The 23,162-nt window shown below is 59.3% G+C and carries 21 protein-coding genes; 10 read left to right on the top strand and 11 right to left on the bottom strand.

What is annotated here, in order from left to right; all coding sequences use genetic code 11:
• Positions 1-5: 5 nt before the first annotated feature.
• The 5 genes from ABUA09_RS09345 to ABUA09_RS09365 all read left to right on the top strand — a co-directional run bounded on the left by ABUA09_RS09345 (position 6) and on the right by ABUA09_RS09365 (position 6,166).
• On the top strand, positions 6-1,235 hold the full coding sequence (locus tag ABUA09_RS09345; RefSeq protein ID WP_227151785.1) for a M20 family metallo-hydrolase: 1,230 nt from the start codon (positions 6-8) through the stop codon (positions 1,233-1,235).
• 4 nt (positions 1,236-1,239) lie between these two features.
• Entirely contained in the window at positions 1,240-2,577 is a 1,338-nt protein-coding gene (locus ABUA09_RS09350; RefSeq protein WP_058118570.1) for a hypothetical protein, read from the top strand.
• A gap of 218 nt (positions 2,578-2,795) precedes the next feature.
• Positions 2,796-4,184 carry an MATE family efflux transporter gene (locus ABUA09_RS09355; RefSeq protein WP_195615359.1) on the top strand — a complete coding sequence of 463 codons (1,389 nt, stop codon included), beginning with the start codon at positions 2,796-2,798 and terminating at the stop codon, positions 4,182-4,184.
• A gap of 14 nt (positions 4,185-4,198) precedes the next feature.
• Positions 4,199-5,731 (top strand): xylulokinase, encoded by a 1,533-nt coding sequence (locus tag ABUA09_RS09360; RefSeq protein WP_058118568.1) that lies wholly within the window; start codon positions 4,199-4,201, stop codon positions 5,729-5,731.
• Between the two features lie 21 nt (positions 5,732-5,752).
• Complete coding sequence (locus ABUA09_RS09365) at positions 5,753-6,166, top strand: hypothetical protein (protein WP_058118567.1); 414 nt, start codon at positions 5,753-5,755, stop codon at positions 6,164-6,166.
• A 16-nt stretch (positions 6,167-6,182) separates the two neighbouring features.
• Here ABUA09_RS09365 and ABUA09_RS09370 read toward each other — a convergent pair whose 3' ends face one another.
• The 9 genes from ABUA09_RS09370 to ABUA09_RS09410 all read right to left on the bottom strand — a co-directional run bounded on the left by ABUA09_RS09370 (position 6,183) and on the right by ABUA09_RS09410 (position 17,141).
• Entirely contained in the window at positions 6,183-7,367 is a 1,185-nt protein-coding gene (locus ABUA09_RS09370) for an MFS transporter (protein WP_033119204.1), read from the bottom strand.
• A 99-nt stretch (positions 7,368-7,466) separates the two neighbouring features.
• Positions 7,467-9,458: a DUF5107 domain-containing protein gene (locus ABUA09_RS09375; RefSeq protein ID WP_195615358.1), complete on the bottom strand. Its 1,992-nt coding sequence runs from the start codon at positions 9,456-9,458 to the stop codon at positions 7,467-7,469.
• Between the two features lie 13 nt (positions 9,459-9,471).
• On the bottom strand, positions 9,472-10,503 hold the full coding sequence (locus tag ABUA09_RS09380; protein ID WP_033119203.1) for a Gfo/Idh/MocA family protein: 1,032 nt from the start codon (positions 10,501-10,503) through the stop codon (positions 9,472-9,474).
• Between the two features lie 42 nt (positions 10,504-10,545).
• On the bottom strand, positions 10,546-11,382 hold the full coding sequence (locus ABUA09_RS09385; protein ID WP_033119202.1) for a carbohydrate ABC transporter permease: 837 nt from the start codon (positions 11,380-11,382) through the stop codon (positions 10,546-10,548).
• The gene (locus tag ABUA09_RS09390) at positions 11,379-12,275 is read right to left on the bottom strand and encodes a carbohydrate ABC transporter permease (protein WP_033119201.1); all 897 of its coding nucleotides are present in this window, start codon (positions 12,273-12,275) and stop codon (positions 11,379-11,381) included. The genes ABUA09_RS09385 and ABUA09_RS09390 overlap by 4 nt, the downstream gene beginning before the upstream one ends.
• A 140-nt stretch (positions 12,276-12,415) precedes the next feature.
• Positions 12,416-13,786, bottom strand: a complete 1,371-nt coding sequence (locus ABUA09_RS09395; RefSeq protein ID WP_349949321.1) for an ABC transporter substrate-binding protein — start codon at positions 13,784-13,786, stop codon at positions 12,416-12,418.
• A gap of 90 nt (positions 13,787-13,876) precedes the next feature.
• Entirely contained in the window at positions 13,877-15,184 is a 1,308-nt protein-coding gene (locus ABUA09_RS09400) for a class II D-tagatose-bisphosphate aldolase, non-catalytic subunit (protein ID WP_195615357.1), read from the bottom strand.
• 5 nt (positions 15,185-15,189) lie between these two features.
• Positions 15,190-16,221 carry an SIS domain-containing protein gene (locus ABUA09_RS09405; RefSeq protein WP_195615356.1) on the bottom strand — a complete coding sequence of 344 codons (1,032 nt, stop codon included), beginning with the start codon at positions 16,219-16,221 and terminating at the stop codon, positions 15,190-15,192.
• Complete coding sequence (locus ABUA09_RS09410) at positions 16,218-17,141, bottom strand: ROK family protein (RefSeq protein ID WP_058118561.1); 924 nt, start codon at positions 17,139-17,141, stop codon at positions 16,218-16,220. The genes ABUA09_RS09405 and ABUA09_RS09410 overlap by 4 nt, the downstream gene beginning before the upstream one ends.
• 200 nt (positions 17,142-17,341) lie before the next feature.
• On the opposite strand from ABUA09_RS09410, the gene ABUA09_RS09415 reads away from it, so the two are divergent.
• Both ABUA09_RS09415 and nagA read left to right on the top strand, forming a co-directional pair.
• Positions 17,342-18,274 carry a PocR ligand-binding domain-containing protein gene (locus ABUA09_RS09415; protein WP_058118560.1) on the top strand — a complete coding sequence of 311 codons (933 nt, stop codon included), beginning with the start codon at positions 17,342-17,344 and terminating at the stop codon, positions 18,272-18,274.
• A complete protein-coding gene (gene nagA, locus ABUA09_RS09420) occupies positions 18,258-19,379 on the top strand; it encodes an N-acetylglucosamine-6-phosphate deacetylase (protein WP_195615355.1) in 1,122 nt (373 codons plus the stop codon). The genes ABUA09_RS09415 and nagA overlap by 17 nt, the downstream gene beginning before the upstream one ends.
• Positions 19,380-19,545: 166 nt before the next feature.
• Here the strand turns inward: nagA and ABUA09_RS09425 are convergent, their stop codons facing one another.
• Together ABUA09_RS09425 and ABUA09_RS09430 are read right to left on the bottom strand one after the other, a co-directional pair.
• Positions 19,546-21,141 carry a recombinase family protein gene (locus ABUA09_RS09425; protein ID WP_349949322.1) on the bottom strand — a complete coding sequence of 532 codons (1,596 nt, stop codon included), beginning with the start codon at positions 21,139-21,141 and terminating at the stop codon, positions 19,546-19,548.
• Positions 21,142-21,177: 36 nt separating this feature from the next.
• Positions 21,178-21,321: a hypothetical protein gene (locus ABUA09_RS09430; protein ID WP_156113817.1), complete on the bottom strand. Its 144-nt coding sequence runs from the start codon at positions 21,319-21,321 to the stop codon at positions 21,178-21,180.
• 183 nt (positions 21,322-21,504) lie between these two features.
• Between ABUA09_RS09430 and ABUA09_RS09435 the strand changes: the two genes are divergently transcribed.
• Genes ABUA09_RS09435 through ABUA09_RS09445 form a run of 3 tightly spaced genes read left to right on the top strand, consistent with a single transcriptional unit; the run spans position 21,505 to position 23,130 of the window.
• Positions 21,505-21,918 carry a peptide deformylase gene (locus ABUA09_RS09435; RefSeq protein ID WP_033119106.1) on the top strand — a complete coding sequence of 138 codons (414 nt, stop codon included), beginning with the start codon at positions 21,505-21,507 and terminating at the stop codon, positions 21,916-21,918.
• Complete coding sequence (locus ABUA09_RS09440) at positions 21,915-22,592, top strand: GDSL-type esterase/lipase family protein (RefSeq protein ID WP_279201788.1); 678 nt, start codon at positions 21,915-21,917, stop codon at positions 22,590-22,592. The genes ABUA09_RS09435 and ABUA09_RS09440 overlap by 4 nt, the downstream gene beginning before the upstream one ends.
• Positions 22,564-23,130 (top strand): polysaccharide deacetylase family protein, encoded by a 567-nt coding sequence (locus ABUA09_RS09445; protein WP_227151782.1) that lies wholly within the window; start codon positions 22,564-22,566, stop codon positions 23,128-23,130. Before ABUA09_RS09440 ends, ABUA09_RS09445 begins: the two co-directional genes overlap by 29 nt.
• Positions 23,131-23,162 lie beyond the last annotated feature (32 nt).

A 23,162-nucleotide genomic window follows, 5' to 3' on the forward strand; every position in this document is an offset into this window, starting at 1 on the left:
GTGGGATGGAGAACGGCCAATGGATTCAGAGGCATTTGTCTGAACTGGCTGAGAGCACCAAAATAGACGGGAAAATCTGGCGGGCCAGCTATACGGAAGAGGACGGCATAGGACATAGGATGTTCCGGCGCTGGATTGAAGAGGCCGGCCTGGAGTGGCGCGAAGATGTGCTGGGAAATATCTACGGGCGCCTGCCCGGGCGGCGCAGCGGGACCATCCTGTTGGGGTCCCACATCGATACGGTGCGGGACGGAGGGCGCTATGACGGGGCCGCCGGCGTTATGACGGCTCTGGCCGTTCTCCGCGACTTGAAGGCCGCCGGCTATGAACCGGAGTACAATTTGGAGATCGTGGGTCTCGTAGAAGAAGAGGGAAGCCGGTTTGCCTCCTCCTGCCAGGGGAGCTGCGCCATCTGCGGTACGCTCCGGGAGGAAGACCTTTTGGAGAAGGATTCCGACGGGGTTACCTTCCTGGAGGCGGCCAATCGAGCGGGATATCACCCGGAGCGGATGGAGGAAGCACGGCGGAAAGACGTGCTGGTTTATCTGGAGCTTCACATTGAACAGGGGCCCCTGTTGGAACAGCAGAAAAAACAGATTGGAGTGGTGGAGAATATCGTGGGTATCGCTACCTATGACATTACTATCACTGGAGAGCAAAACCATGCGGGCACCACGGTCATGGCGCTGCGTCGGGACCCGGTTGTGGCGGCCGCCCGTCTGATTGACCAAGTGACGGATGAGGTCATGGAAAACTCGCCCGGTGGGACGGCCACCTTTGGTCGGGTGGATACGGATCCAGGAATGCTCAATGTTATCGCTGGCCGGGTCCATCTGCTGCTGGACATGCGGGATAAAGAGGAAGAAAGGCTTCGGATGCGGGAAGCGCAGCTCTTCCGCAGACTGGAGGCGCTGCGGGAGCAAGGATTTGGCGCCGAGGCGGTCCGAACGCAGTGGACCCCTCCTGTGGCCATGGATCCAACGCTCGTAAAAGACATACACGCCGCCGCCGAGGCGGAGGGACTTTCCTACCTTCATATGAACAGCGGCGCGGGCCATGACGCTATGGTATTTGGAAAGCTCCTGCCCACAGCGATGATCTTTATTCCCAGTCAAAAGGGCATCAGCCACAATCCAATGGAGAATACCTCCACAGAGGATCTGGAGGCGGGATTCCGTGTGTTGCGCCGGGTGGCCATGTTGCTCAGTGCCCATGAGTACTGCTTGAAAGGATGATTCTATGAACCGCAAACCGAGATTGGGACTCGTCGGTGTGGCGAGTCATGACGAGAGCGGCGGACAGCGCGCCGACAGCTTTTTGGCAGAAGCCAAAGAGGCGATGGAGAAGGCCGGCATCGACGCCTACATCGCCCCGACCATGGTCTGGACGCCTGCTGAAGCGCTCCAAGCCGCCGAAGAACTCAATGAGGCGGGTATCGATGCTGTGGCGGTGGTACATATCACTTGGATTATGGACTCCCTGTCCTATCTGCTCCTGAATAAAGTAAAGGTTCCCGCCGCCCTGTGGGCCGTGCCCTATACCGAGACTTTCTCCCTGGCATGTGTGCAGCATATGGGGGCCACTCTGAAAATGCAGGGAATTCCCTATGTTCCCGTATATGGGCATCCACAGGATGCGGAGCTGGTGGAACAGCTGCGCCGGGTGGCGGAGGCCGGATACCTGCTCTCCCAAATCCGAGAGATGAACGTGGCTCTGATGGGACCGCGCCAGACTTGGCGTGTGGCCGGTCCTCAGGATATGAGCATGGAAGAGTGGGAGTTTTCCCGCAAGTTTGGGACGACCATCGTCCACCTGGAGATGGATGAGATTCTGGACCGCGTGGCAAAAATCAGCGACGAGGATGCCCGCAGGTGCTTAAAGGAGCTGGACGGCCGCACAGGAAAAGCAGTGGCGCCGCCTGAAAATATGCTCTATGCCGCCAAGGTCTATCAGGCTGTCAAGGACGTAATACAGACAAATCGTCTGGAGGGTGTGGCTGCAGAATGCTATCCTAAATTTGACGGCTTAACCAACCTGACTGCCTCCTGGCTGGCCGATGAAGGCGTGGTTGTGGAGACAGAAGGAGATATCGCCCACGTGGTGCTCCGCGTGGCCATCAATCTATGTGCAGGCCCCGGCGTCTCTCTGCTGGGGGAGGCGGGCAGCTTTGATCGGGAGGAAAACGTGATTGCGGTCTCCCATGGCGGAAGTTCGGGCGCTTCTGTCACGGAGGATATCTCCAAGGTGCAGGTGTCTCCCTCCGGCGAGATTGGCACCTATGTGGGCACGCCGGTGAAGGCGATGCCCGTGGTCACGGTGGCCAATCTTACCGGACAGAAGGGCTGCTACAAGATGCTGATTGCCAGAGCCGAGACGGTGCCTGTCGAAGACGAGGAATGGGACAGCGCTGGGCGCCGTCTGCTGGTCAAGCTCCGTTTCGAGCGGGATGCGGACCAAGCAGTGCGCATCTTCCTGGAGGAAGGTATCGACCATCATCTTGTAATCCGGGAAGGTGATTACACCAAAACGCTGTCTCTTCTGTGTGATTTTCTGGGAGTCGAAAAAATATTTCTTTAAAGCGGCGTGAATCTTATCAGCGAGCCCGACATTTTATCCCAATTCCCCTCCTGCCCTTCCCAACCATCTTTCCGGGTTCGCAGAAAAGCCTCCTGTCGCAGCAAAATGCTTCGGCGGGAGGCTTTTCAGTTTATGAAGCTGCGGATTCAGCGCAAAAGGGGCGAGAGAGAAAGCGGATGAAAGGGGGGAAGCCAGTGCAGATGCAGGAGAGAAAGACAATGCTTCGCACGGTCTGTATGCTGTCCTGGCCCACCGTGCTGGAACAGGCGCTCCAGACCGGAGCACAATATGTAGACACAGCCATGGTAGGACGAATTGGGATGCAGGCATCCGCTGCGGTTGGGCTCACCGCCTCTGCAATGTGGCTGATTACGGGACCTTTGGCGGCCATTGGAATGGGGGTGCTCTCCTGTATCTCCAAAGCCATCGGCGCGGAGGACCGGCAGAAAGCGGGGATAGCCTGCAACCAGACAGTGCTGCTGACCCTGGCCACAGGCGTGCTCTTTGGCGCCATTGCGCTGGGCATCAGCCCCTTCCTGCCGGACTGGCTGGGGGCCGGGAGGGAGATCCGGAGGGATGCGTTCCGCTACTTTTTTATCACTAGTCTGCCCATGGTATTCCGTGCTGCGGCAGTCATCTTCGGCGCAGCAATTCGTGCCACAGGGAATACAAGGACACCTATGAAAATTACCGCAATCTCCCTTTTGGTCAACATAAGCCTTAACTACTTTCTAATCTCACCTTCACGGGTGCTCTTTCTGGGGCCGCTGCGCTTCCATATCTGGGGCGGCGGACTGGGTGTGACAGGGGCGGCGGTGGCCACAGCCCTGGCCTATGTTCTCAACGGTGTGCTGATGTTTGCAGCTCTGAGGCGGAGCCCCTACTTCCGCATCTGTGGAGAGGGCCTGCGCCCATGCCGGCCGGTCATCGCAGAGTGCCTGGGAGTGGGCCTGCCCGCCGCAGGGCAGCGGTTTATCATCTATGTGGGGCATATGCTGTTTACCGCCATGGTAGCCAGGCTGGGCACACTGGCCGTGGCCATCCACTCGATCGCCCTGACCGCAGAGGAGGCTTTTTATATCCCAGGCTATGGGATGCAGGCTGCCGCCGCTACACTGGCGGGGAATGCAGCCGGGCGGCAGAATTTAGAACAGCTCCGGCAGGTGGCCCGAACCACTACATTGCTGAGCACTGTGATTATGACAGCGCTCAGTCTGCTGCTTTTTTTGTTCCCAGAACATGTAATGGCCCTGTTTACAACAGATCCCCGAGTCATTGAAGGTGGGGGACGGGTACTGCGCATTGTATCGGTGTCGGAACCCTTGTTTGCCGTGGCCGTTATCATGGAGGGGATATTCGATGGAGTAGGAGATGTTAAGGCCCCCTTCCTGATCTCGACACTTTCTCTGTGGGCCGTACGTCTGGTACCCACTTGGCTGTGCGTGACCCGCTTCGGCCTGGGGCTGGAGGTGGTATGGATCTGTATGGTGGGGGACAATGTGCTCCGCTGCCTCCTGCTTCTGGGCTGTTTCTTTGGCCGGAACTGGAAGGCCTATCTGGAAAAGAAACTGGTCCGTCCCGGAGACCGGGACGGGCAGCGATCATAGAAAGGACGAGGACAATGAGTCACCAGTATTTTTTGGGCGCGGATATCGGGACCACGGCGATTAAGGCCGCGCTGTTCGATGAACAAGGCCGAAAAGTGCTCCACCACGCCCAGGAGTATACCCTCTTGAAGCCGGATGCCCAGCGAGTGGAGCAGATACCACATGTCTATTGGGAAACCTTTCAGGCATGCGTAAAGAAGGTGGTGCAAGATTCAAAAATCGACCCAGAGCAAATCAAAGCATTTTCCATGGACTCCTCTGCGGAAACCATTGTTTTTCTGGATGAAAAAATGGAACCGCTGGATAATTTTTATGTCTGGCTGGACAGCCGGGCCAGTATAGAGGCGGAGGAGATCAATCATCACTTTACTGCGGAGGAGATCCTGCATGCCACTGGGCAAACCCCAATCGATCCCTGCTATCCGGCGGCTAAGATAGCCTGGTTCCGTAAGCACAAGCCGGAGGCTTTCCGAAAAATCCGCATGATGTTTATGTGTGATGACTACATTCTCTGGCATATGAGCGGGCGAAAGGTGAGCCACGGCTCTAGCTGGTGTACCTCCTACTTCTGGAACATCACCACCAAGGAATGGTGGCCGGATATGCTCGACTACTTGGGCATTACGGCTGGACAGCTGCCAGAAATCGTGGAGTGTGGCACCCCGGTAGGAAACATCCTGCCAGAGGTGGCCGATGCGCTGGGGCTGCCCAGGGACCTGCTGCTGGTGATGGGCGGACAGGACCAGTCCAGCGGTGCCATCGGTGTAGGCAACGTGACGCCCGGCGTATTCAGCGAGTCCACTGGAGGGGCCCTGATGGTATGCACCACTACGGATAAACCGGTATTCGATCCAAAGGGACGGGTTCCCTGCAATTACAGCGACATGGAAGACATCTATATGATTCAGGCGGGCGCGAAGGGCGGCATCCTGCTGCGCTGGCTGCGGGATACACTCTGTCGGGAAGAGATGCGGGCAGAGGAGGAGGGCTACGGACTGGCCTACGACCTGATGGACCGTTTGGCTGCGGATACGCCTGCCGGAGCAGAAGGGCTTTTTTTGATTCCCTTCTTTGGCGGAGCGGGAAATCCCTATCACGACAATTTTGGGCGGGGAGTTCTCTATGGACTCAGCTTGGGACACACCAAGGGCCATATTATCCGGGCCTTCATGGAGGCGCTGGCCTGTAATATCACCAAGATCATCGAATATGTGGAACAGTTAACGGGCGTGAAGGTGAATCAGGTGCGCTCTTTGGGCGGGGGCTCTCTGAGTCCGCTGTGGTGCCAGATCAAGGCCGATGTAATGGGCCGTGAGGTGGTTACCATGAAGAATACTCAAGATGCGGCCTGCCTGGGCGCCGCAATCGTTGCGGGGTTTGGCTACGGCGCGTGGGACTCTATCGCCGAGACGGCGCTGCGCTTTGCCGAGGTCGATCATGTCTACCATCCGAACCCGGAACACAGACAGACCTACGACTTGCTCCTGAAAAAATGGGATATCTTCATCGAGGCCACGGAGGGCAGCACGGAGGAGCTGGCCCGATGATGAAAAAGGGGGAAAACGAGCATGTTTAACAGCAGAATGTTCACAGTGATTTGGGCGGCTGCGGGCATTACGGGAATTTTTACCGTTCTTCGCCAGGGACTGTATGATCCCCTGAGAGGGGTCATGCTGATTATGGCGGGATTTATCACGCTCTCCGCTGTAGTTCCCTTGAGTTTGGGTATAGGAAAGCGCTATCCGCAGAAATATGTTAAGGCAATCCAGTGGGTGATCAGCCTGCTCTGGATGGGGCTGGGGTGCACCATGGTTGCCTACTTTTTTGTGGAACGGAAAATGCCTTACCACCAGCCGGATAACTATACTGGTGGGGCATTTGCAGTTCTGGGCCTCGTCCTCCTGACTGCTGCCCCAACGATGACGATCTATGTGCAAAGAAACAGACGCAGGAGCGAAGAGAAACGGCCGAGCTGTAAATAGAAGCAATGAGCGGCCGCTAAGCGCTGCAGCGCAGACTGCGGGAGATGAGGAACGCTCCGGTGAGATTTAACGGGAGCAGAAGAAGGCACACAGCGCCATAGCTGCCCCATTGGGTATAGAGAGAGCTGCCCAACATGGGGCCCAGGAGGGAGGCGGGAACCATCTGGAGGGACATAATGGCGAGGTTTTGAGGATAGTGGCGCGGGCCGAAGAGGTCCCGAACCAGGGCGGCGCACAGACTGGACATGCCGCCATAACCGATGCCCAGCAGCCCAAGGCCCAGCAGCAGAAGCGGTAGACGGTCCAAAAGAAAGGAAATGACCATAAGTGCCATGGCGACCGCCATGATGAGGCTGTCCCACAGTGCACTTCTATGGCCGCCCAGCATGTCGAACAGCCGCCCAAAGGCCAGCCGACCTGCGCAGCCGAAGGCGGTCACAACGCCGGAGAGCAACGCCGCCGTCCCCGCCGCAGCGCCCAGCTCCAGTGCCATTTGGGCGGCGCTTCCGATGGCGGCCAGCCCTCCGGCTGTCAGGACCATGAGCCACAGAAAGACGCTGCAAAAGCGGCCTGTTCGCAGCATTTGAGCGGGAGACAGGTCCGCGGAGGACCCCGGCGCGCCCGGTTCCGACGGGACCGGGGTGGGAGAAGGGGGGAGGAGCAGTCCGCCCAGGATCAGCACACTTCCCTCAAAGAGACCGAATGCCAGTAGGGTCCGGGTCCAGCCCAACGCGGAGAGCAGATGATTGGCCGCAGCCGCCATGGGAAAGGTGGCAAAGCCGTAGCAGGTGAGGAGCAGGCCGTTACAGGATCCCGGCCTGTCTGGAAACCACCGGGCGGCGTATCCCAACAGGATGTTGTAGGCCATGCCCACGCCGCAGCCGCACAACACGCCATAGCCCAGGGCCACGCCCGCAAAAGAGGGGGTGGAGCCTCCCGCCAGAAGGAACCCGGGGAGCAGCGCGCCTCCGGCGCACCACAGAAGTGTTCGGGGCCTTAGGCGCGCCGACAGAAAGCCACTGAGTAGAGAGCCGGCACAATAGGAGCACATGGACAGGGTGAATACTCCGGAGGTCTCTACCCGGGACCAGCTGTAGATCCCCTCCAGAGGGATGACGAACACCGACCAGGCGTACAGCACGGCCACGGACATCAGCAGCACGCAGCACAGGGCCAGTACAGCCCACCGCTTCTTTCCCATTTGAACACCTCCTGAGGAGCGCCCGCCGGGCCCGGCGGGCGCTTTCTGTGAAAAAACGCCCCCCAGAGCAGACTGGGGGGCGTTCCGGGTGATTGCAGGTTATTTCGCTCTGGCGTGGAACATGCGGAAGTCCACTTTTTCAGGGACCACCACCTCTTCGGGATCCAAGGTCCTGCCCTCACGGGCCGCCAGGGTCTGCCGGATAAAGATATACTCGTTGGGCACGGAGTTGTCGCCCTCCCGCAAATCGGGGATCTCCAGGCCGCCGCCGGCTTCCAGAATGGCCAGAGCTTCCTCTGGCCGTCCCGTGTGGGCCAGGGCGAAGGCGTGGTAGGCCTGCACCATGGGAGCCGCGCGCTGCTCATCCGTCAGCTCGTCATAGACTGAATTCATCAGTGCGTATTCGCCGGCCTCATAGGCAAAACGAAGCGCCTCTTTGGCAAGCGGCAGATCACCGGGATTGAGCGCCCGGGCCTTGGCCATCAGGTAGGCGCTGCGGTGCTCATCCCCCAGTACCCGCCAGACATTGGCCAGGCCGTGGTAGCCCCAGGTACTCTGTTCCAGAGCCATGGATGTCTCAAAGGCGTTCAGGGCGTCCTCGTAGAGGTCGCGGGCAAAGTAGCACAGGCCCAGATGGTACCAGGCATACCAATTCTTTTCGTCGGCGGATTTCACCGCCTTTTTCAGAAGGTCAAACCACTCGTTCTGGACCAGGAAGGAGGCGGGAGAATCCTTGGGGTCGGGGCAGTCCAGATAGCCGTTTTTCAGGAAACGATACCACACTTGCTGCGCGGGCTCCAGCCCGCCGAAGTCAAGGTAAGGGGCCACCGGCTTGCGCCCCCGGGACTCCTGCATCAGGTTATCCAGCGCGCCCCAGCCCTGCCCCTTCAGCACCGCCTTGGCGGGGGAGGTGGCGGCGGTATGGGTGGCCTGGAGCATCCGGTCCATCTCCGCCTCAGGGAGTACGCCGTCCAGCCACTGCTGTACGGCCTGTTTGCTCTCCTGCCAGGGGCCGTGGACGCGCTCGGGAGAGAAGTCCACCGCGCCGTAGGCCTCCAGCCATTCCCAAGCGGTCTGCGGGGGCATGGGGAGGCTCTCGTTCTGGGTGGGAGCCAGTCCTGCCTGGATCTCCAGGTAGGGCTGGTCGTAGCCGGTGCCGCCGGTGAGGAACTTCTGCCAGTTGTCCCCTCCCACAGAGGTGCCCCAGACAAACATTTTCCGGCCCTTCAGACGGCGGGTGGATGCGTGGATGATGCCCTTGCCGTCAGCCCGGACATAGGCCTCGTATTTCCGCTGTCCCTCGGGAATCTTGTAGAAATGATCCACCACAATGGTGTGGTTGGTGGGATAAGAGAGATCTACACCGTCTACCATGGGGATGGGGAGCTTGTACACCGGATCCTCGTCCTGATTGATATAGGCCTCGTCGGCGGGAACGATGACTCTGGCCCCCTCCTCCTGCTTCACCGCGATGGTGCTCCACCAATACACCGGCTTCACCTCTGTGGAGCCGTTGACCAGGCGCATCCGGGCAAAGAGGAAGGGGACGTCGTCTTTCAGGAAGAAGTCCATTTGGAAGGTATTGGCCCGGATGCGTTCAAAGGCGTAAAGCCGCAGCACCGGGGTGCCGTCGTCGAGGACATAGGAGGCGGCGAAAATGGGGGAACAGGTGAGGGCGGAATGTCCGCGGACGCCGCAGTTCCACTCCACGCCGCCGGAGAACCAGGCGTTCCGCACGGCAAAGTTGCAGGGGCGAAACACAGGGTTGTTGATGATGAGGTCTCTCTGGTTTACCTTGTCGTAAAGGGACCACATGCGCCCGCCCAGGGCGGGGACAAAGGTGGCCTTGAGAAAGCGGTTTTCCAGCACGGCCACGTCAAAGACCTGCTCGGTCTCAGAGCGGTCATAGTCGTCCTGACTGGTGTAGGGCAGCATGTGGAGGATATTTCCGTAGTTAATGTACAGACCCTCCGACTCATCCAGAATGCTGGTCTTTTCAAACATTTTCTGCTTGTAGAGGATGGGATAGGCGCTGTCGGGCCCTAGATGGGAGCCAGGAATATGCATTTTTTCAAAAGTCAGGCTGCTCATGCCGCACCCCTCCTCAATAAGTCACTTCGACGGGAATGCCCTTTTCGGCGGATTCGATGATGGCCAGAATTGCAATACAGGTCTTGCGGGAGTCCTCCAGCGTCACCCGGAACTCCTGGTCGTCCACCATGCGGTCGATAAAGTCGCGGATGCTCTCATAGGAGAGCCCCTTGCACTTGCCAAAGACAAAGTTGCTCACCAGAATATCGGGGACCATGATCTTCTCCTGGTCGGCAAAGGTGATAAGGTCGTGGTTGGAGAGATTCAGGTTTACCATGCCCTCGGTGCCCATGATGGAGAAACGGAAGTCGTTGACATTGCCGTTGCCGTTGGGGGTGACCCAGCCGTTTTCCATATGGGCGATCCCGCCGTGTTCAAATTCGATAGTGGACAGATAGATGTCGGGGGTATCGATGCCCTCCGCCTTCAGGATGCCCTCGCGTTTTACCGCGTAGACCCGCTTGACTTCGTCGTTGAAGAGCCAGCGCAGGGTGTCCAGGGAATGGCTGCCCAGGAACCAGAGGATGGAGGACTTGGCCGCCCAGGGAAGCAGGTCCGTGGCGCACCACTTGATGTCGCTGTGGCGGATATAGGCGGTATAGGGGTCTCCCAGCTTGCCCGCCTCGATGAGCTGCTTGCAGGTGTTGAAGGGGGCGTTCCAGCGGTTGTGGAGGTCCACCATACACCGCACGCCGTTGCGTTTCACCGCCTCCACAATGCGCTCGGCGTCCTCGCGGGTGGTGGCCAGGGGTTTCTCGATGAGCAGGTGCCGCTTGTGATCGGCAAAGCAGCAGGCGATGTCGGCGTGGGCAAAGTCTGGTGTGACGATGGCCACGGCGTCGATGTCGGCCTTTTCCGCCATCTCGTGGTAGTCGGTATAGACCTCTTTGATGCCGAATTCATCGGCGATGGCCTGAGCCCGCTCACGGTTCATGTCACAGATGGCCACCGGCTCGGCATTGCTGTGCTCCCGATAGATATAGGCGTGGGTCCTGCCCCAGGTGCCGGCGCCTACGATACCCATTTTAATTTTCTTTTCCATCATTCATTCACCCTTATTCCATCAAAAATATTGAGAACCATAGAATCAGCCCTTGACGGCGCCCGCCGTCATACCGGCGACCAGATGCTTCTGGAGCAGCCAGAAGATGATGACCACTGGGACGGTGATCATGACGGCCCCGGCCATCAGCGTGCCCCAGTTGGTGTCGTATTGCCCCTGGAAGCTGGCGATACCGATGGGGAGCGTCCAGTTGCTGTAGCTGCGCAGCAGGACGCTGGCGAACACGTATTCGTTCCAACCGGAGATGAAGGCGAAGATCGTGGTAGCCGCAAGCCCGGGCAGGGAGAGCGGGAGCACGATTCTGGAGAAAACCTGAAAGCGGTTGGCTCCGTCCACCATGGCCGCTTCGTCGATGGTGGGCGAGATGGAGTCGAAATAGCCCTTCATCATCCAGGTGCAGAAGGGCACGGTAAAGGTGGTATAGGCTAAAATCAGTCCGAACATGTTGTCCAGCAGGTTCATATTGCCCATGATCACGTACATCGGCACCACGATGAGGGCGCCGGGAATGACTTGGGTCGTGAGGATAATGTAGGAGAGAGCGCTGCGCCCCTTAAAATGAAACCGGGAGATACCATAGGCGCCCAAGGTGGCGATAATCAGGGAGAACAGCGTGGTGCAGAGGGAAACGATGACGCTGTTCCGGAGCCAGGTGGTAAAGCTGAAGGCACCGGTGGTGGAGAGCATGGCCTTGTAGCCGTCGAGTGTGGGCGCTTTGGGGAAAAGGGTGGGCGCGGCATACACTTCGCTGGCGGGTTTGAAAGAGACGGAGATCATCCAGATAAAGGGGAAAATGGCAAAGAGGCAGACCAGCACTGCGGCCACGACGACTCCGATCTTCAGTCCAAGTGATTTCTTCATGCCTTCTCTCCTTTATTCAGAGCCCGGAAGTAGAGCCCGGTGAAGATGCAGCTTGCCAGGAGCATGAGCATGCCCACTGCCGAGGCCTTACCGAAGTCAAAATATTTAAAGGCCGTCTGCTGCACAAAGATGGTGAGAATCTCCGTGGCACGTGCGGGGCCGCCCTTGGCCAGCAGATAGGCGATGGCGTAGTCTTTCAGCGTCCAGATGATGAGCAGAAGGAACACGACCATGGAGACGGGCTTGAGTGAGGGCCAGGTGATATAGCGCAGCTTTTGGAGGCGGGTAGCCCCGTCGACTGTGGCGGCCTCATACATCTCCTGATCAATCCCCTGCAGCCCGGCCAGCAGCATGATGGCCACAAAGGGGAACCCCTTCCAAATATTGACCGCCATGGCCGCCGGAAGCGCCACGTTTTTGTCCAGCAGCCAGCCCACGTTTCCTGAGAGGACTCCCATGCCGGTGAGCATTGAATTGATGATGCCGTAATCCTTGTCGTACATCAGGATCCAGACCAGGCATGCCACCACCTCCGGGACGGCCCAGGGGATGATGATCAGAGCTCTGGCCAGTCCGCAGCCCCGGAACTTTGTGTTCAGGGTCAATGCGGTGCCAAAGCCGAGGATGAACCGGAACGCCACCGTCACCACCATGTACAGCACGGTCACCCGCGCCGAGTTCCAGAAAAACTCATCTTGGAACACGTTGACGTAGTTCTCCACACCCACAAAGTAGTGTCCGTCGGGCGACGGCTTGGTCATTTTCCAGTATTGCACGCTCATCAAAGCCGCCTTGAGGATCGGGTAGGCCAGGAAGACGGCCAGGATGATCACCAGCGGTAAGATAAAGAGATAGCCGCTCTTTGTCTCGCGGCTTATTTTCAGTCTTTTCATGGGGCGCCCTCCCTATCGGCGGAGAAGCGGACCGGGCCCGGACCGGCTTCACCGCGGTTAAGCTCTGGCTGATTTGATTCCGGCGCCGGCGGCAACTGCCGCCGGCGCCGGTCCGTATGCGCTGTGGATCTGCGTCCGGCTCAGGAGCCCAGAATGGCGGCCATCTTGTCGTGGGCCTCGTCCAGGATCGGCTTGACATCCACCGGCGTATCGGTGAACATCTCGGCGGCGGCGTCGATCATGACCTGGCTGAGTTCGCTGTATTCGGGGATGGCGGGGTCGGCGATCAGAGTGGTGTAGTTGTTCTCCATGAAGTCATAGAACAGGGCGGAGAGGGGATACGCAGCCTTGTACTCGTCAGAGGAGGCGTACTCGATGCTGGCGGGAATCTGGCCGCAGTCGGCGATAATCTTCTGGGCCTCGGCGCTGGTCATCCAAAGCAGGAAGTCCCAAGCCTCGTCGGGGTGCTCGCACTTGCTGCTGATGAGACTGAGCACGGGGAAGTTGGTGGGGTTGGGCTTATAGGTTTCGCCGTTATAGACCACGTCGAACTGGGGGATGATGCCGATGTCGTCCATCATGGCGGCGTCATGCTCCTGGCACATGCCGATGAACCAAGGGCCGTCCATGCAGAAGGGGACTTCGCCGTTCCAGAACATCTCGCGGGAGTCCTTCTTGTCCAGCACCAGCTTGCCGCACTTCTCGGTGGCGATGAAGTCGTTCCACCACTGGGCGGCCCAGACGTTGGCCTCAGAGTTACAGTTCAGATGGTCTGCGGTGTAAGGCGCGGTTTCGCCGTCAGCAAAATACAGGCCATTGGAGACGGGACGGGCGATCAGACGGTTCCACTCGCTGACGGAGAAGGCGTGGGTGCCGTATACGACGCCCATTGCCACGCTGTCGCCCTCGGAGAACTTGCGGCAGGCCTCCAGGAAGTCGTCCTGTGTCTTGATGCTCTCGGGGTCGATGCCCTTTTCCTCCAGCATGGATTTGCGATAGAACATGGCGGTAGTGCCCCAGGAGTAGTTGGACACGCCCAGCGTTTTACCGTCATATACACCGGTCTCCTGGCCGGTGAGCTTGCCCTCCAGCCCCGCTGCGTTGAAGCGATCGGTGAGGTCCAGGAAAGCGCCGCCCTCCCGCAGTGTCTGGTAGGAGGCCAGATTCTCGGGATAGATCTGCATGATGTCGGTCTCGTTGTTAGCCAGGATCTCTGTGGTCAGGTTGTTCCAGTAGTCGGCATAGCCGGCGCCGGAGATCTCGATCTGCACATTGGGGTCGATCTTGTTGTACTCCTCCACCAGCCGGTCGATTACGGCACGGTGGGGGGCCTCAACATAGAGGAAGGTGGCCATCGTCAGCTTGATGGGCTCCGTGGCGGAGGAGGAGCCGGCAGGTTGGGTAGTGGCGGGGGCGGGAGTGCTGCCGCCGGAGCCGCCGCCGCAGGCGGCCAGGGAGAGCGACAGGGCCGCTGCGAGAGAGAATGTGATCAGTCGTTTCGCCAGTTTCATTTCAGTACCTCCTTAAAATTCAATCGAGTTGAGTCCTTCCTGTGGGTGTGCGTCTGCGTTATCTTCCGATCTGCTACCCTCCACTTCTTTTCAATGTCTTAATGTCGCGTATAGGTAATCCTCGATTACATCGCCCACATGGTCCTCCAACAGGGCGTTGGGCTCGTTTTCCAGGGCCGTGGTCCGCACCCGTTCCGCCTGGCGGGGCAGATACTGACTCAGCAGGGAATAGGGGATGGGGCGGCTGCCCAGACGGTCCATCAGCCGGCGGATGGAGCTGCGCACTTCTCCGTCGGTGAGATAGTAGCGGGCCCTGTCCGACAGGCTGAAGGCCCGGTCATATTTCTGCTGTGATTCGGTACCGTGATAATGCTTCCTCCAGTACTTGTCGTCTCGGAGCATGGCCGCCTCCAACACAGCACGAAAGCCGCTCAGGGGTGCCTCCGTATCGGAGAAGAGCTCCCGTTCGATACACTCCAGGGCAAAGAGACCCTCCCGCACGGCAAATGTGAGGGCAGGCCCCACCTTCAGGATGGCCACCCCGTCCTCCACCATCTCCCGCAGGGCATATCTGGTCTGATAGTCGGTGGAATGGCCCTCCAGCACCAACCGGTCATAGCGGTGCAGTGCACCGGTGATTTTGGCGGCGCTGGACCGGCTGTAATCAAAGACGGAATCGCTCCCAAACTCCACGCCGGGCTGGACCACCACGGCTACCACCCGTTCCCAGGCGTCCTCCAGCCCTCTGGAGAGGAAGGCGTCCCGAAATGCGTGCAGAGTATGGTCCAGATCGGAGGGTTCCGTAACGGCGATGCCCTCCTCCGCCTCCTGGGCACCGCCCGGAATGGGCACTTCGCTGCCCACCACATAGACCGGGGCTACGGCATCCGGGTCCTGAGCCCGCCGCTGGGTGTAAGCCGCTTCGGCCACGGCGCACAGCTCTGCGCCCCGCCGGGCGATGACCTCGTCGGGCAGGCGGAGATGGGCGTCGTCGTCCCCCACCTTCATACTGGTGTCGATATGTATCTTGGTAAAGCCGGCGAGGACGTACCGGCGGACGAGTTCACGGGCGAGGGCCATGGCCTCGGCCTCCGGTTTCTCAGCAAAGGTGAGGGGGCCCAGATGATCGCCCCCCAGGATGACCTGGCTGCTGGGCACGTCCAGCTCACGGGCCAGCCCCAGTACATAGGCGTAAAATTGTTCCGGCGTCATGCCGATATAGCCGCCGAACTGATCCACCTGATTGGCGGTGGATTCGATGAGGACATAGGTGCGGTGTTCCCGGGCCTTTTTCAGAGCGGCGCGCAGCACATATTCGTTGGCGCTGCAGCAGGAATAGATGCCCACGCCCTCGCCCGCCCGGTTGGCGGCGGCAATTTTCTGTAAAATATGTCCCATGGCGCTCACAGCTTGATCCAGGCGTCCAGCCCGTCGGGGTGGTCGGGGTCGGTGCCGGTGACCTTGGACTTGTAGAAAGCGGTGAGCTGGCACAACACGATGACAGCCAGACCTCGCACGATGTGGTCCAGATCCTCGTCCACAGGAAAGTTGAGGGCCCCATCGATTGCAAGAGGACGGTCGGTACAGGTGACCACGGTGGAACCGTGACCCACCATATCCCGGATCAGGTCCTGCTCCAGAGGTCCGCTGGCGATGGCGGCGATAACCAGGGTCCTGTCCCGGATGAGGACCATGGGCCCATGACGGACGTCCAGTACGTGGTAGCAGTTGCTGGGAAGCTGGCAGACCTCTTTAAAGGCCAGGGCACCCTCCTCGGCGATGCCGTGGATCTCCGCGTCCGCCAGGACCACGGCATGATCCCAGCTCCTGCCGGCCAGGGCCTCCCACTCGGCCTCGAAGCGCCGGACATAGCGCTCTCCTATGTCCGGGAAAGCCAGGAGCTGGGCCCGAAGGGTCTCGTCGCCCATCAGGCGGGAGAGCACGTACATCACTGAGTAATAGAGACAGCTCACCGTCCTGGTCTGGCATACGCTCTCATCGAAGCACCAGGGCATCTCAATGGACAGGGCGCTGTGCTCGGAAAGTTTGCAGTGTTCCGCACAGGAGAGACTGAGCACGGTAAAGGAGCAGCCGGCCGCCTTCAGCGCGTCCAGCGCGAACATCACTTCGGATGTGCTGCCGGAGCGGGACACCGGGACAATCAGGGCTCCCTCCATCGTGCCGGCATACCGTGCCGCGTGGACCGTGGCGTCTCCGGCGGGGACGGCAAAGGAGGGGCGTTTCAGGCGGATATTGACGGTGTCCGCCATGGATTTGGCCAGGGAGAAGCTGGAGCCGCAGCCCATAAAGACCACAAGGGGAGGGTTGACTTGCTCCACCAGAGCCCGGATTTCGGGGAGCCGTGCCTCCAGGTGCTCCGCGCACCTGCGCATGGCCTGGTACTGATTCTTGATCTCATCATAAATAAGGCTCATATTCCATCCTCCTCAGACGTCTGTTTCAGCCGTTCAAACCCAAATTTAGCGGCGCCCAGCAGGGCCGCGTCATTTCCCATGGAGGCATATACGATGGCGGTGTCTTTCATGCAGCCGCACACCCGCTCCCGGAACCGCCGCTCCAGGGCCTCCGCCCACACGCCGCGCGTATCAGAGATACCGCCTCCGATGAGAAAGGCGTCCGGGTTGCAGAGATTGGAGATGTCCACCATGACCAGACTCAAATCGTCCACAAAGGCGTCCATCACCTTGCGGGCCGCCGGGTCGCCGGATCGGAGGACTTCGAAAAATTGATAGCCGGAGTGGAGCCGGTCCGCGCCCACTTCCCGGTTATAGTTGCTCCACAGGGCGGTGCCGCTGACATAGCGCTCCACACAGCCCTTCTGACCGCAGTAACAGGGGAGGCCGTCCGGGTGAAGGATCATATGGCCGATTTCACCGGCGCCGAACTGCGCCCCATGCCAGAAAGCGCCGTTGGAGACCATGGCGCCCCCCAGGCCGGTACCGATGACGATTCCCACCACCACCGAGTATGTCCGGGCGGCCCCCTTCCACAGCTCACCCTTGATGGCGCAGTAGCAGTCGTTGTTCACGCTCACCGGTATGTGGAAGTCGTCCTCCAGCTCTTTTCGGAGGTGGCGCCCCTGCCAGTTGGCGTGGACCCCGCAGTTGAGGATGACGCCCTCCACGGGATCAATGCGCCCATTGCCGCCGATCCCCACCACGGAGATGGGATACTCTCCGCTGTACTGGGAAATAATGTCCCGGAAGGTGGCGATCAAAAAATTTCCATCCCGTTCCGGGATATCGTACCGCTTTTTGGTCAGAATGTTGCCATCGCCGTCCACAACCGCGCCGACCACTTTCGTTCCGCCGGAGTCTATGGAAATTGCGTACATACAGACCACACCTCACGGTTCTAGTATTGGTTTATATGCACAATTATAGAGGCCGTTTTCCCGCGCCTCAATGGATAAGTGTTCATGGTTTTAGTAAAAATGTCCGAACTTTTCGCCGATTTTTTCTGATTTATTGACTTATCACTTTCGAACGAATATACTGAAGAAAAAATGGTAGGCGAGGGGGGGAGGATTGGTTCATGACATCCATCTATGATTTTGACAAACTGGCCAAGCTGCTCAACAGCCTCTATCTCCTAACGGGACGAAAGATCACGTTGAAAGACAGCGATTTCAACAACGTCATCACCAGCAATACCGCCTGCGAGTTCTGCAGACTCATCCAGAGCACACCGTTCGGCTACGAGAAATGCCTGGCCTGCGATACAGAGGCGCTGGCCTATGCGAAACGGCAGAACAAGGCGTATCTCTACCGATGTCATGCCGGACTGATGGAGGCGGCGGTGCCGGTGATGGAAAAAGGGAGGCTGCTGGCCTACCTCATGTATGGGCAGATCCTGGACGAGTCCCCGCTGGAGGAGCAGTGGGCGCGGATCAAACGACAATGTGCCTGGCATGAGGATCTGCCCGCGCTCCGGGTGGCCTTTTACCGATTGGACCAATTGGAGCAGAAGACCTTGCAGGCATACGCCGACGTGCTCTCCGTCTGCGCCTCCTACATCTGGCTCCATGAGTATGTCAAGCAGAGCGAACCCACCGAGTCCCAGATGATCGCCTCTTACATTGATAAAAACTATACCCGGCCGCTCACGCTGGGGGTGATCTCCACAGAACTGGGGATAGGGAAGACCAAGCTGTGTGAAACGGCGAGAAACAGCTTTTCCTGCAGCGTGCAGCAGTTGATCCGCCAGAGACGGGTGGAGGCGGCCAAGGAGCTGATGGCCGAGGGCGATCTGCCCATCAGTCAGATCGCCGAAGCGGTGGGCATTGGGGACAGCAATTACTTTGTCAAGGTATTCAAAGCGGCGACGGGATACACACCTCTGCGCTACAAAAAGCTGCTCCAAAGTGCGGCGCGGGACGCCGGACCTGAAGCGGCGACCCGGGGGGAACGCCCAAATAATCTGTACGAAATGGAGAAAGGAGAGGAATCGCATGGCAACGATCTGTAATGTGCGCATATTTGACGGAACAGCGTTTCGAAAGGAGTCTGCGGTCACGTTTGAAAACGGCACGGTCACGGCCCTGGATGACCGCCGGGAGGGAGAGGACATGGGCGGAGTGCTCCTCTGCCCCGGGTTTGTGGACATCCACATGCATGGGCAGAAGGGGCTGGACAGCATGCGCCCGGGGGACAACGGGCGCATGGCGGAGACCCAGGTGAAGTATGGAGTCACCTCCTTCTGCCCCGCCTCCATTACAGAGACGGACGAGGCCATCCGGGCCTATCTGGCTGATATCCGCGCCGCCATGGAGCTGGAGCGGGGCGCGCGGGTGCTGGGGGCCTACCTGGAGGGACCCTATCTTGCCGAGCGGGTGAAGGGCGCACATAACGCGGCCAAGCTCCGGGATCCGGAGTTGACGCACTACAAGGCGCTGACCGCCGGATTCGAGGATGAGATACGCCGGGTGACCCTGGCTCCTGAAAAGCCGGGGGGCATGGAGCTTGTGCAGTACCTCAAGGGCCGGGGGGTGGTGGCCTCTATCGGACATTCGGTCGCAACAGCGGCGGAGGCATCCCGGGCCGTGGCCCTGGGGATCACCTGCTCTACCCATACCTGCAACGGAATGGAACCGCTCCACCACAGAAAACCGGGCGTCCTGGGGGTGACCCTCACCGACGACGGGATCCGGGCCGAGTTCATCGCCGACCTGGTCCACATCGACCCCATCCTGATCCAGCTGATCTACCGGGCCAAAGGCGTGGAAGGCTGCTATTTCTGCACCGATTCCATGGAGGCCGCCGGTATGCCGGATGGGAAGTACCACCTGGGCAATGAGGCGATCACAGTAAGGAATGGAATGGCGCTAAAAGGAGAAAGCCTGGCGGGGAGCACGCTGACGATGGACCAGGGCGTCCGGAATCTGGCGCAGAAAGTGGGTCTGCCCCTGGCGGACGCCCTGCGCATGGGGACCCGGAACCCGGCGGACGTGTTGGAACGGAAGGACCTGGGCCGGGTGGCCATAGGGGCTAAGGCGGATTTCGTCCTTTTGGATGACGGGCTCCGAGTCTGCGCCACCTATGTTCGGGGCAGACGGGAGTACAGCGCTCGCTGAGCCGCACCACCCAAAAACGAAATAAATATGAAAGAATAATACTTTCGTTTGATGGTATTGTACGTCTGTCCGATGGACTTGTCAACTACAAGACGGAATCTCCTGACAGAAAGAGCGGCGCCGGAACCACCTCATGGGGGGCCGGCACCGTATTTGGTCAAGGGACTCAAAGGGGGCATAGAATCCCCAGATCGTCGGAAAAGGTATATGTAACCTCAATCCTGCCGTGCTCAAAAACAAGGATCTGCTCCACGGCTTCGGCCATGGTGGCCCGGTCCAGTTCCAGGAGGGAGCCGCGCGCGACAAGAGATTCCAGCCAGCCCGGCGCGTGGGGGGGTGCCTTTTCAGCCGCCTCCAAATGGGCAAGCTGCGCCGAGAGGCCCGCCGTCTGACGTTCATAATCCGCCCGGTAACGGAGGTAGTCCTCCCGGCTGAGCAGGCCCTCCCGATAGTCCTCATAAACCGCCTGCCGGAGGCGGTGGAGGCGGTCCAGGCTGGTCTGCAGCGCCCGCTGCCCATCGTAGGTTCCCCTTGGTTTGGCCTTTGGCAGGGCCTCTGCGGCCAGCAGACGCAGGTCCCCGGCGGCGGAGAGCAGCCGGTTCAGATCGCCCAGCAGAAGCTGTTCCAAGTCCCGATGGGCAATCTCATGGCGGGTGCAGATAGAAGAGCCATACCGCTTGTAAGAGCCGCAGCAGTAGAAGGCCCCTCTGTTTCGAGTGACTTTGCTCATGGCCCGGCCGCAGTCTCCGCACCGGAGAAAGCCGGCAAAGGGGCTCACATTCCGGGCGAAGTCGGGCGTCCGGGCCTCTCTTTCCAGCAGCGCCTGTACCCGTGCCCACTGCTCGGGACCGATGATGGCCTGATGCGTACCCTCTACCACCGCCCATTGGTCGGGCGGCAACTGCTTTGCTCTGCCGTGCAGGGTCTGCCGGGGGGCACGGCCCTGCTCCATATTGCCGATATACATCTGATTGTGAAGCATCCGGTGGATGGTGGCATAGGTCCAATAGGTCGTGCTCCGGATGCGGCGGCCGTTGCTGTATTTCTCCCCGTTCAGGCGCTTGTACTCACTGGGGCAGGGGATACCCTCCTCATTGAGCAGCTTGGCGATCGATACTTTTCCCATGCCGTGTTCAAAGAGGGTGAAGATGCGTGCCACCACGGCGGAGGCAGCGGGGTCCACCACCAGCCGGTTGTGGTTATCAGGGTCCTTGCGGTAACCGTAAGAGGCGAAGGCACCGATGAACTCCCCCTGCCTCTGTTTGGTGCGGAAGGCACTCCTCACTTTTCGCGAGATGTCCCGGGCGTATTGCTCGTTAAAGACGTTTTTGACCGGCAGCAGCATGTCGTAAGGGCCCTTCTCACTGTCGATCCCGTCGTTGACGGCCAAAAAGCGTACGCCGTGCTCCGGAAACCAACGCTCCAGATAGCGGCCCACATCGATGTAGTCCCGGCCAAACCGGGAGAGGTCCTTAACCACCACACAGTTGACCTGCCCGGCTTCAATATCGCCCAGCATCCTCCGGAAACCGGGACGGTCGAAATTGGTTCCCGTGTACCCGTCATCGGCATACCATCCGGCTGGACACAGGTCCGGCCGCCGGGACAGAAAGTCCTCCAGGAGCGCGCGCTGATTGGAGATGCTGTCGCTCTCCGGCTTGTCCCCGTCCTCCCGTGACAGCCTGGTATAGAGCGCGGCCCGCCATACGGGGGCGGCTTGCTCCCGCGCGCCCCAGCGGGATGCAGAGGGAGACGACTCCATCCATCTCTTCCTTTCCATATCCTAAAATATAGAAGTTCAGGAGCCGGCGTGGGCACGGATCAGGCGCTTGAGCATGTCCCGTGTCCCGCATGTCCCGCTGAATCGCCGCGCGATGGTGAGAGCGGAGCCCGCCTGCGGCCCCGCAGGTGGAGCTTCCTTTTTGGAAGGTACAGATGTCATTCTATGATTCTCCTCTCCCTGTGGTCTTTTTCTATAATGTATTGCGGTGGACGGGCCGCTATGCAGGCGTTTGATGGGGCGGGAGGGAGAGAGAAGAGAGGTTTTGATCGAAAAAGTACGCCTGCCATTGCCATGGAGGCGCATTTTTGTTATGCTGCAAAGGACAAGAGGAGGGAACAGAATATGGTGAGACCCATTGTAAAAGATGTCCTGCTTCTGGGCCGGAGGGCGGAAGCCGCAGTTGAGGCCGATCTCCCTGTGGTGCAGGATCTGATGGATACCCTGCGGGCCCACACAGGGCATTGTGTGGGGCTTGCGGCCAATATGATCGGCGTCAATAAGCGGATCATTGTGGTGGACGGAGGCGGAGTACCCTTTCCCATGCTCAACCCTGTCATTCGAAAAAGAATGGGAGAGCCCTATGAGGCGGAAGAGGGCTGTCTGTCCCACTCAGGAACCAGGAGGACGCTGCGCTATCCTTCCATTGAGGTGGAATTTCAGAATCTGAGTCTTCAAACATGCAGACAGAGGTACAGCGGATTCCTTGCACAGATCATCCAGCACGAGCTGGACCACTGTGAAGGGGTGCTCATATGAATGGACCTATGCTGTGCTTTGGCGATTCAAACACATACGGCTATGACCCGCGTTCTTATCTGGGAAGCCGTTATCCGACAGAGGAACGCTGGACCGGTATTTTAAAGGGCCGTGGGTGGGAAATTTTAAACTGCGGAGAGAATGGGCGGGAAATTCCGCACAGGGCATCTGAACTGGAGGCGCTGGACAGGCTGCTGGAACGGAGCGGGCGCCTGGAAGGAATCGCTCTCATGCTGGGAGGAAATGATCTGCTGCAAAATCCCGCATTTGCGGCGGAAGATGTGGCGGCCCGAATGGAGGAGATGCTGGGCAGGCTTTTGGAGCACAGCGCGGTCAGAGAGAACGGTGCGGGGGTGCTCTTGCTTGTTCCGCCGCCCATGCGTCCCGGGACCTGGGTGACGGAGGAGCGTCTGCTGACGCAGTCCGCCCGGCTGGGCGGCTGCTATGGAGCATTGGCCCGGCGGCTGGATATCGGGTTTGCAGATACGGCGCCCTGGAATGTTGACCTAACCTTTGACGGAGTACACTTTTCTCCGGGGGGACACCGCACCTTCGCGCGGGAATTGGAACAGGTCCTGAAGCATATCTGTACCGAAAAACGGCGTTCGCAAACTGACATCACCCTGGGGGAACGAGGACACCCAGATGCTGATCGATATTCTGGGCAAATATAAGGTCAAGGCAACCTTCTTTGTCGTGGGCGACTGGGTGGATAAATACCCGGAGTCGGTGAAGGCGCTCCACGACGCCGGGCATGAGGTGATGAACCATTCCAATACCCATGCCCATATGTCCCAGCTCTCCAAGGATGAGATCATCGCGGATGTGGAGGCGTGCAACGACAAAATTGAAGCGGTGACCGGTGTGCGGCCCACCCTGATCCGTCCGCCTTACGGAGAATATGACGACAACGTGATTACGGCGATCCGTTCTATTGGGATGGAACCCATCCAGTGGGATGTGGACAGCCTGGACTGGAAGGACCTGGAGGCGCCGGAGATCATCAAACGGGTGACCGGAAAAGTTCAGTCCGGCTCCATTGTTCTGTTCCACAATGCCGCACTGCACACACCGGAGGCTCTGCCAACCATTATTGAGACCCTTCTGCAGGAGGGGTATACCTTTGTGCCCATCTCGGAAATCATTCTTCCGCAGCCCTATACCATTGACCACACCGGGCGGCAGTTGCCTGCGGATGCGCAGGCATCCTAAAATGAGGAAACCGCCGGCTGCTGTAAATACAG

This window comes from Intestinimonas sp. RTP31139st1_F5_RTP31139_211217 (assembly GCF_040226735.1).
Taxonomy (GTDB): domain Bacteria; phylum Bacillota; class Clostridia; order Oscillospirales; family Oscillospiraceae; genus Intestinimonas; species Intestinimonas butyriciproducens.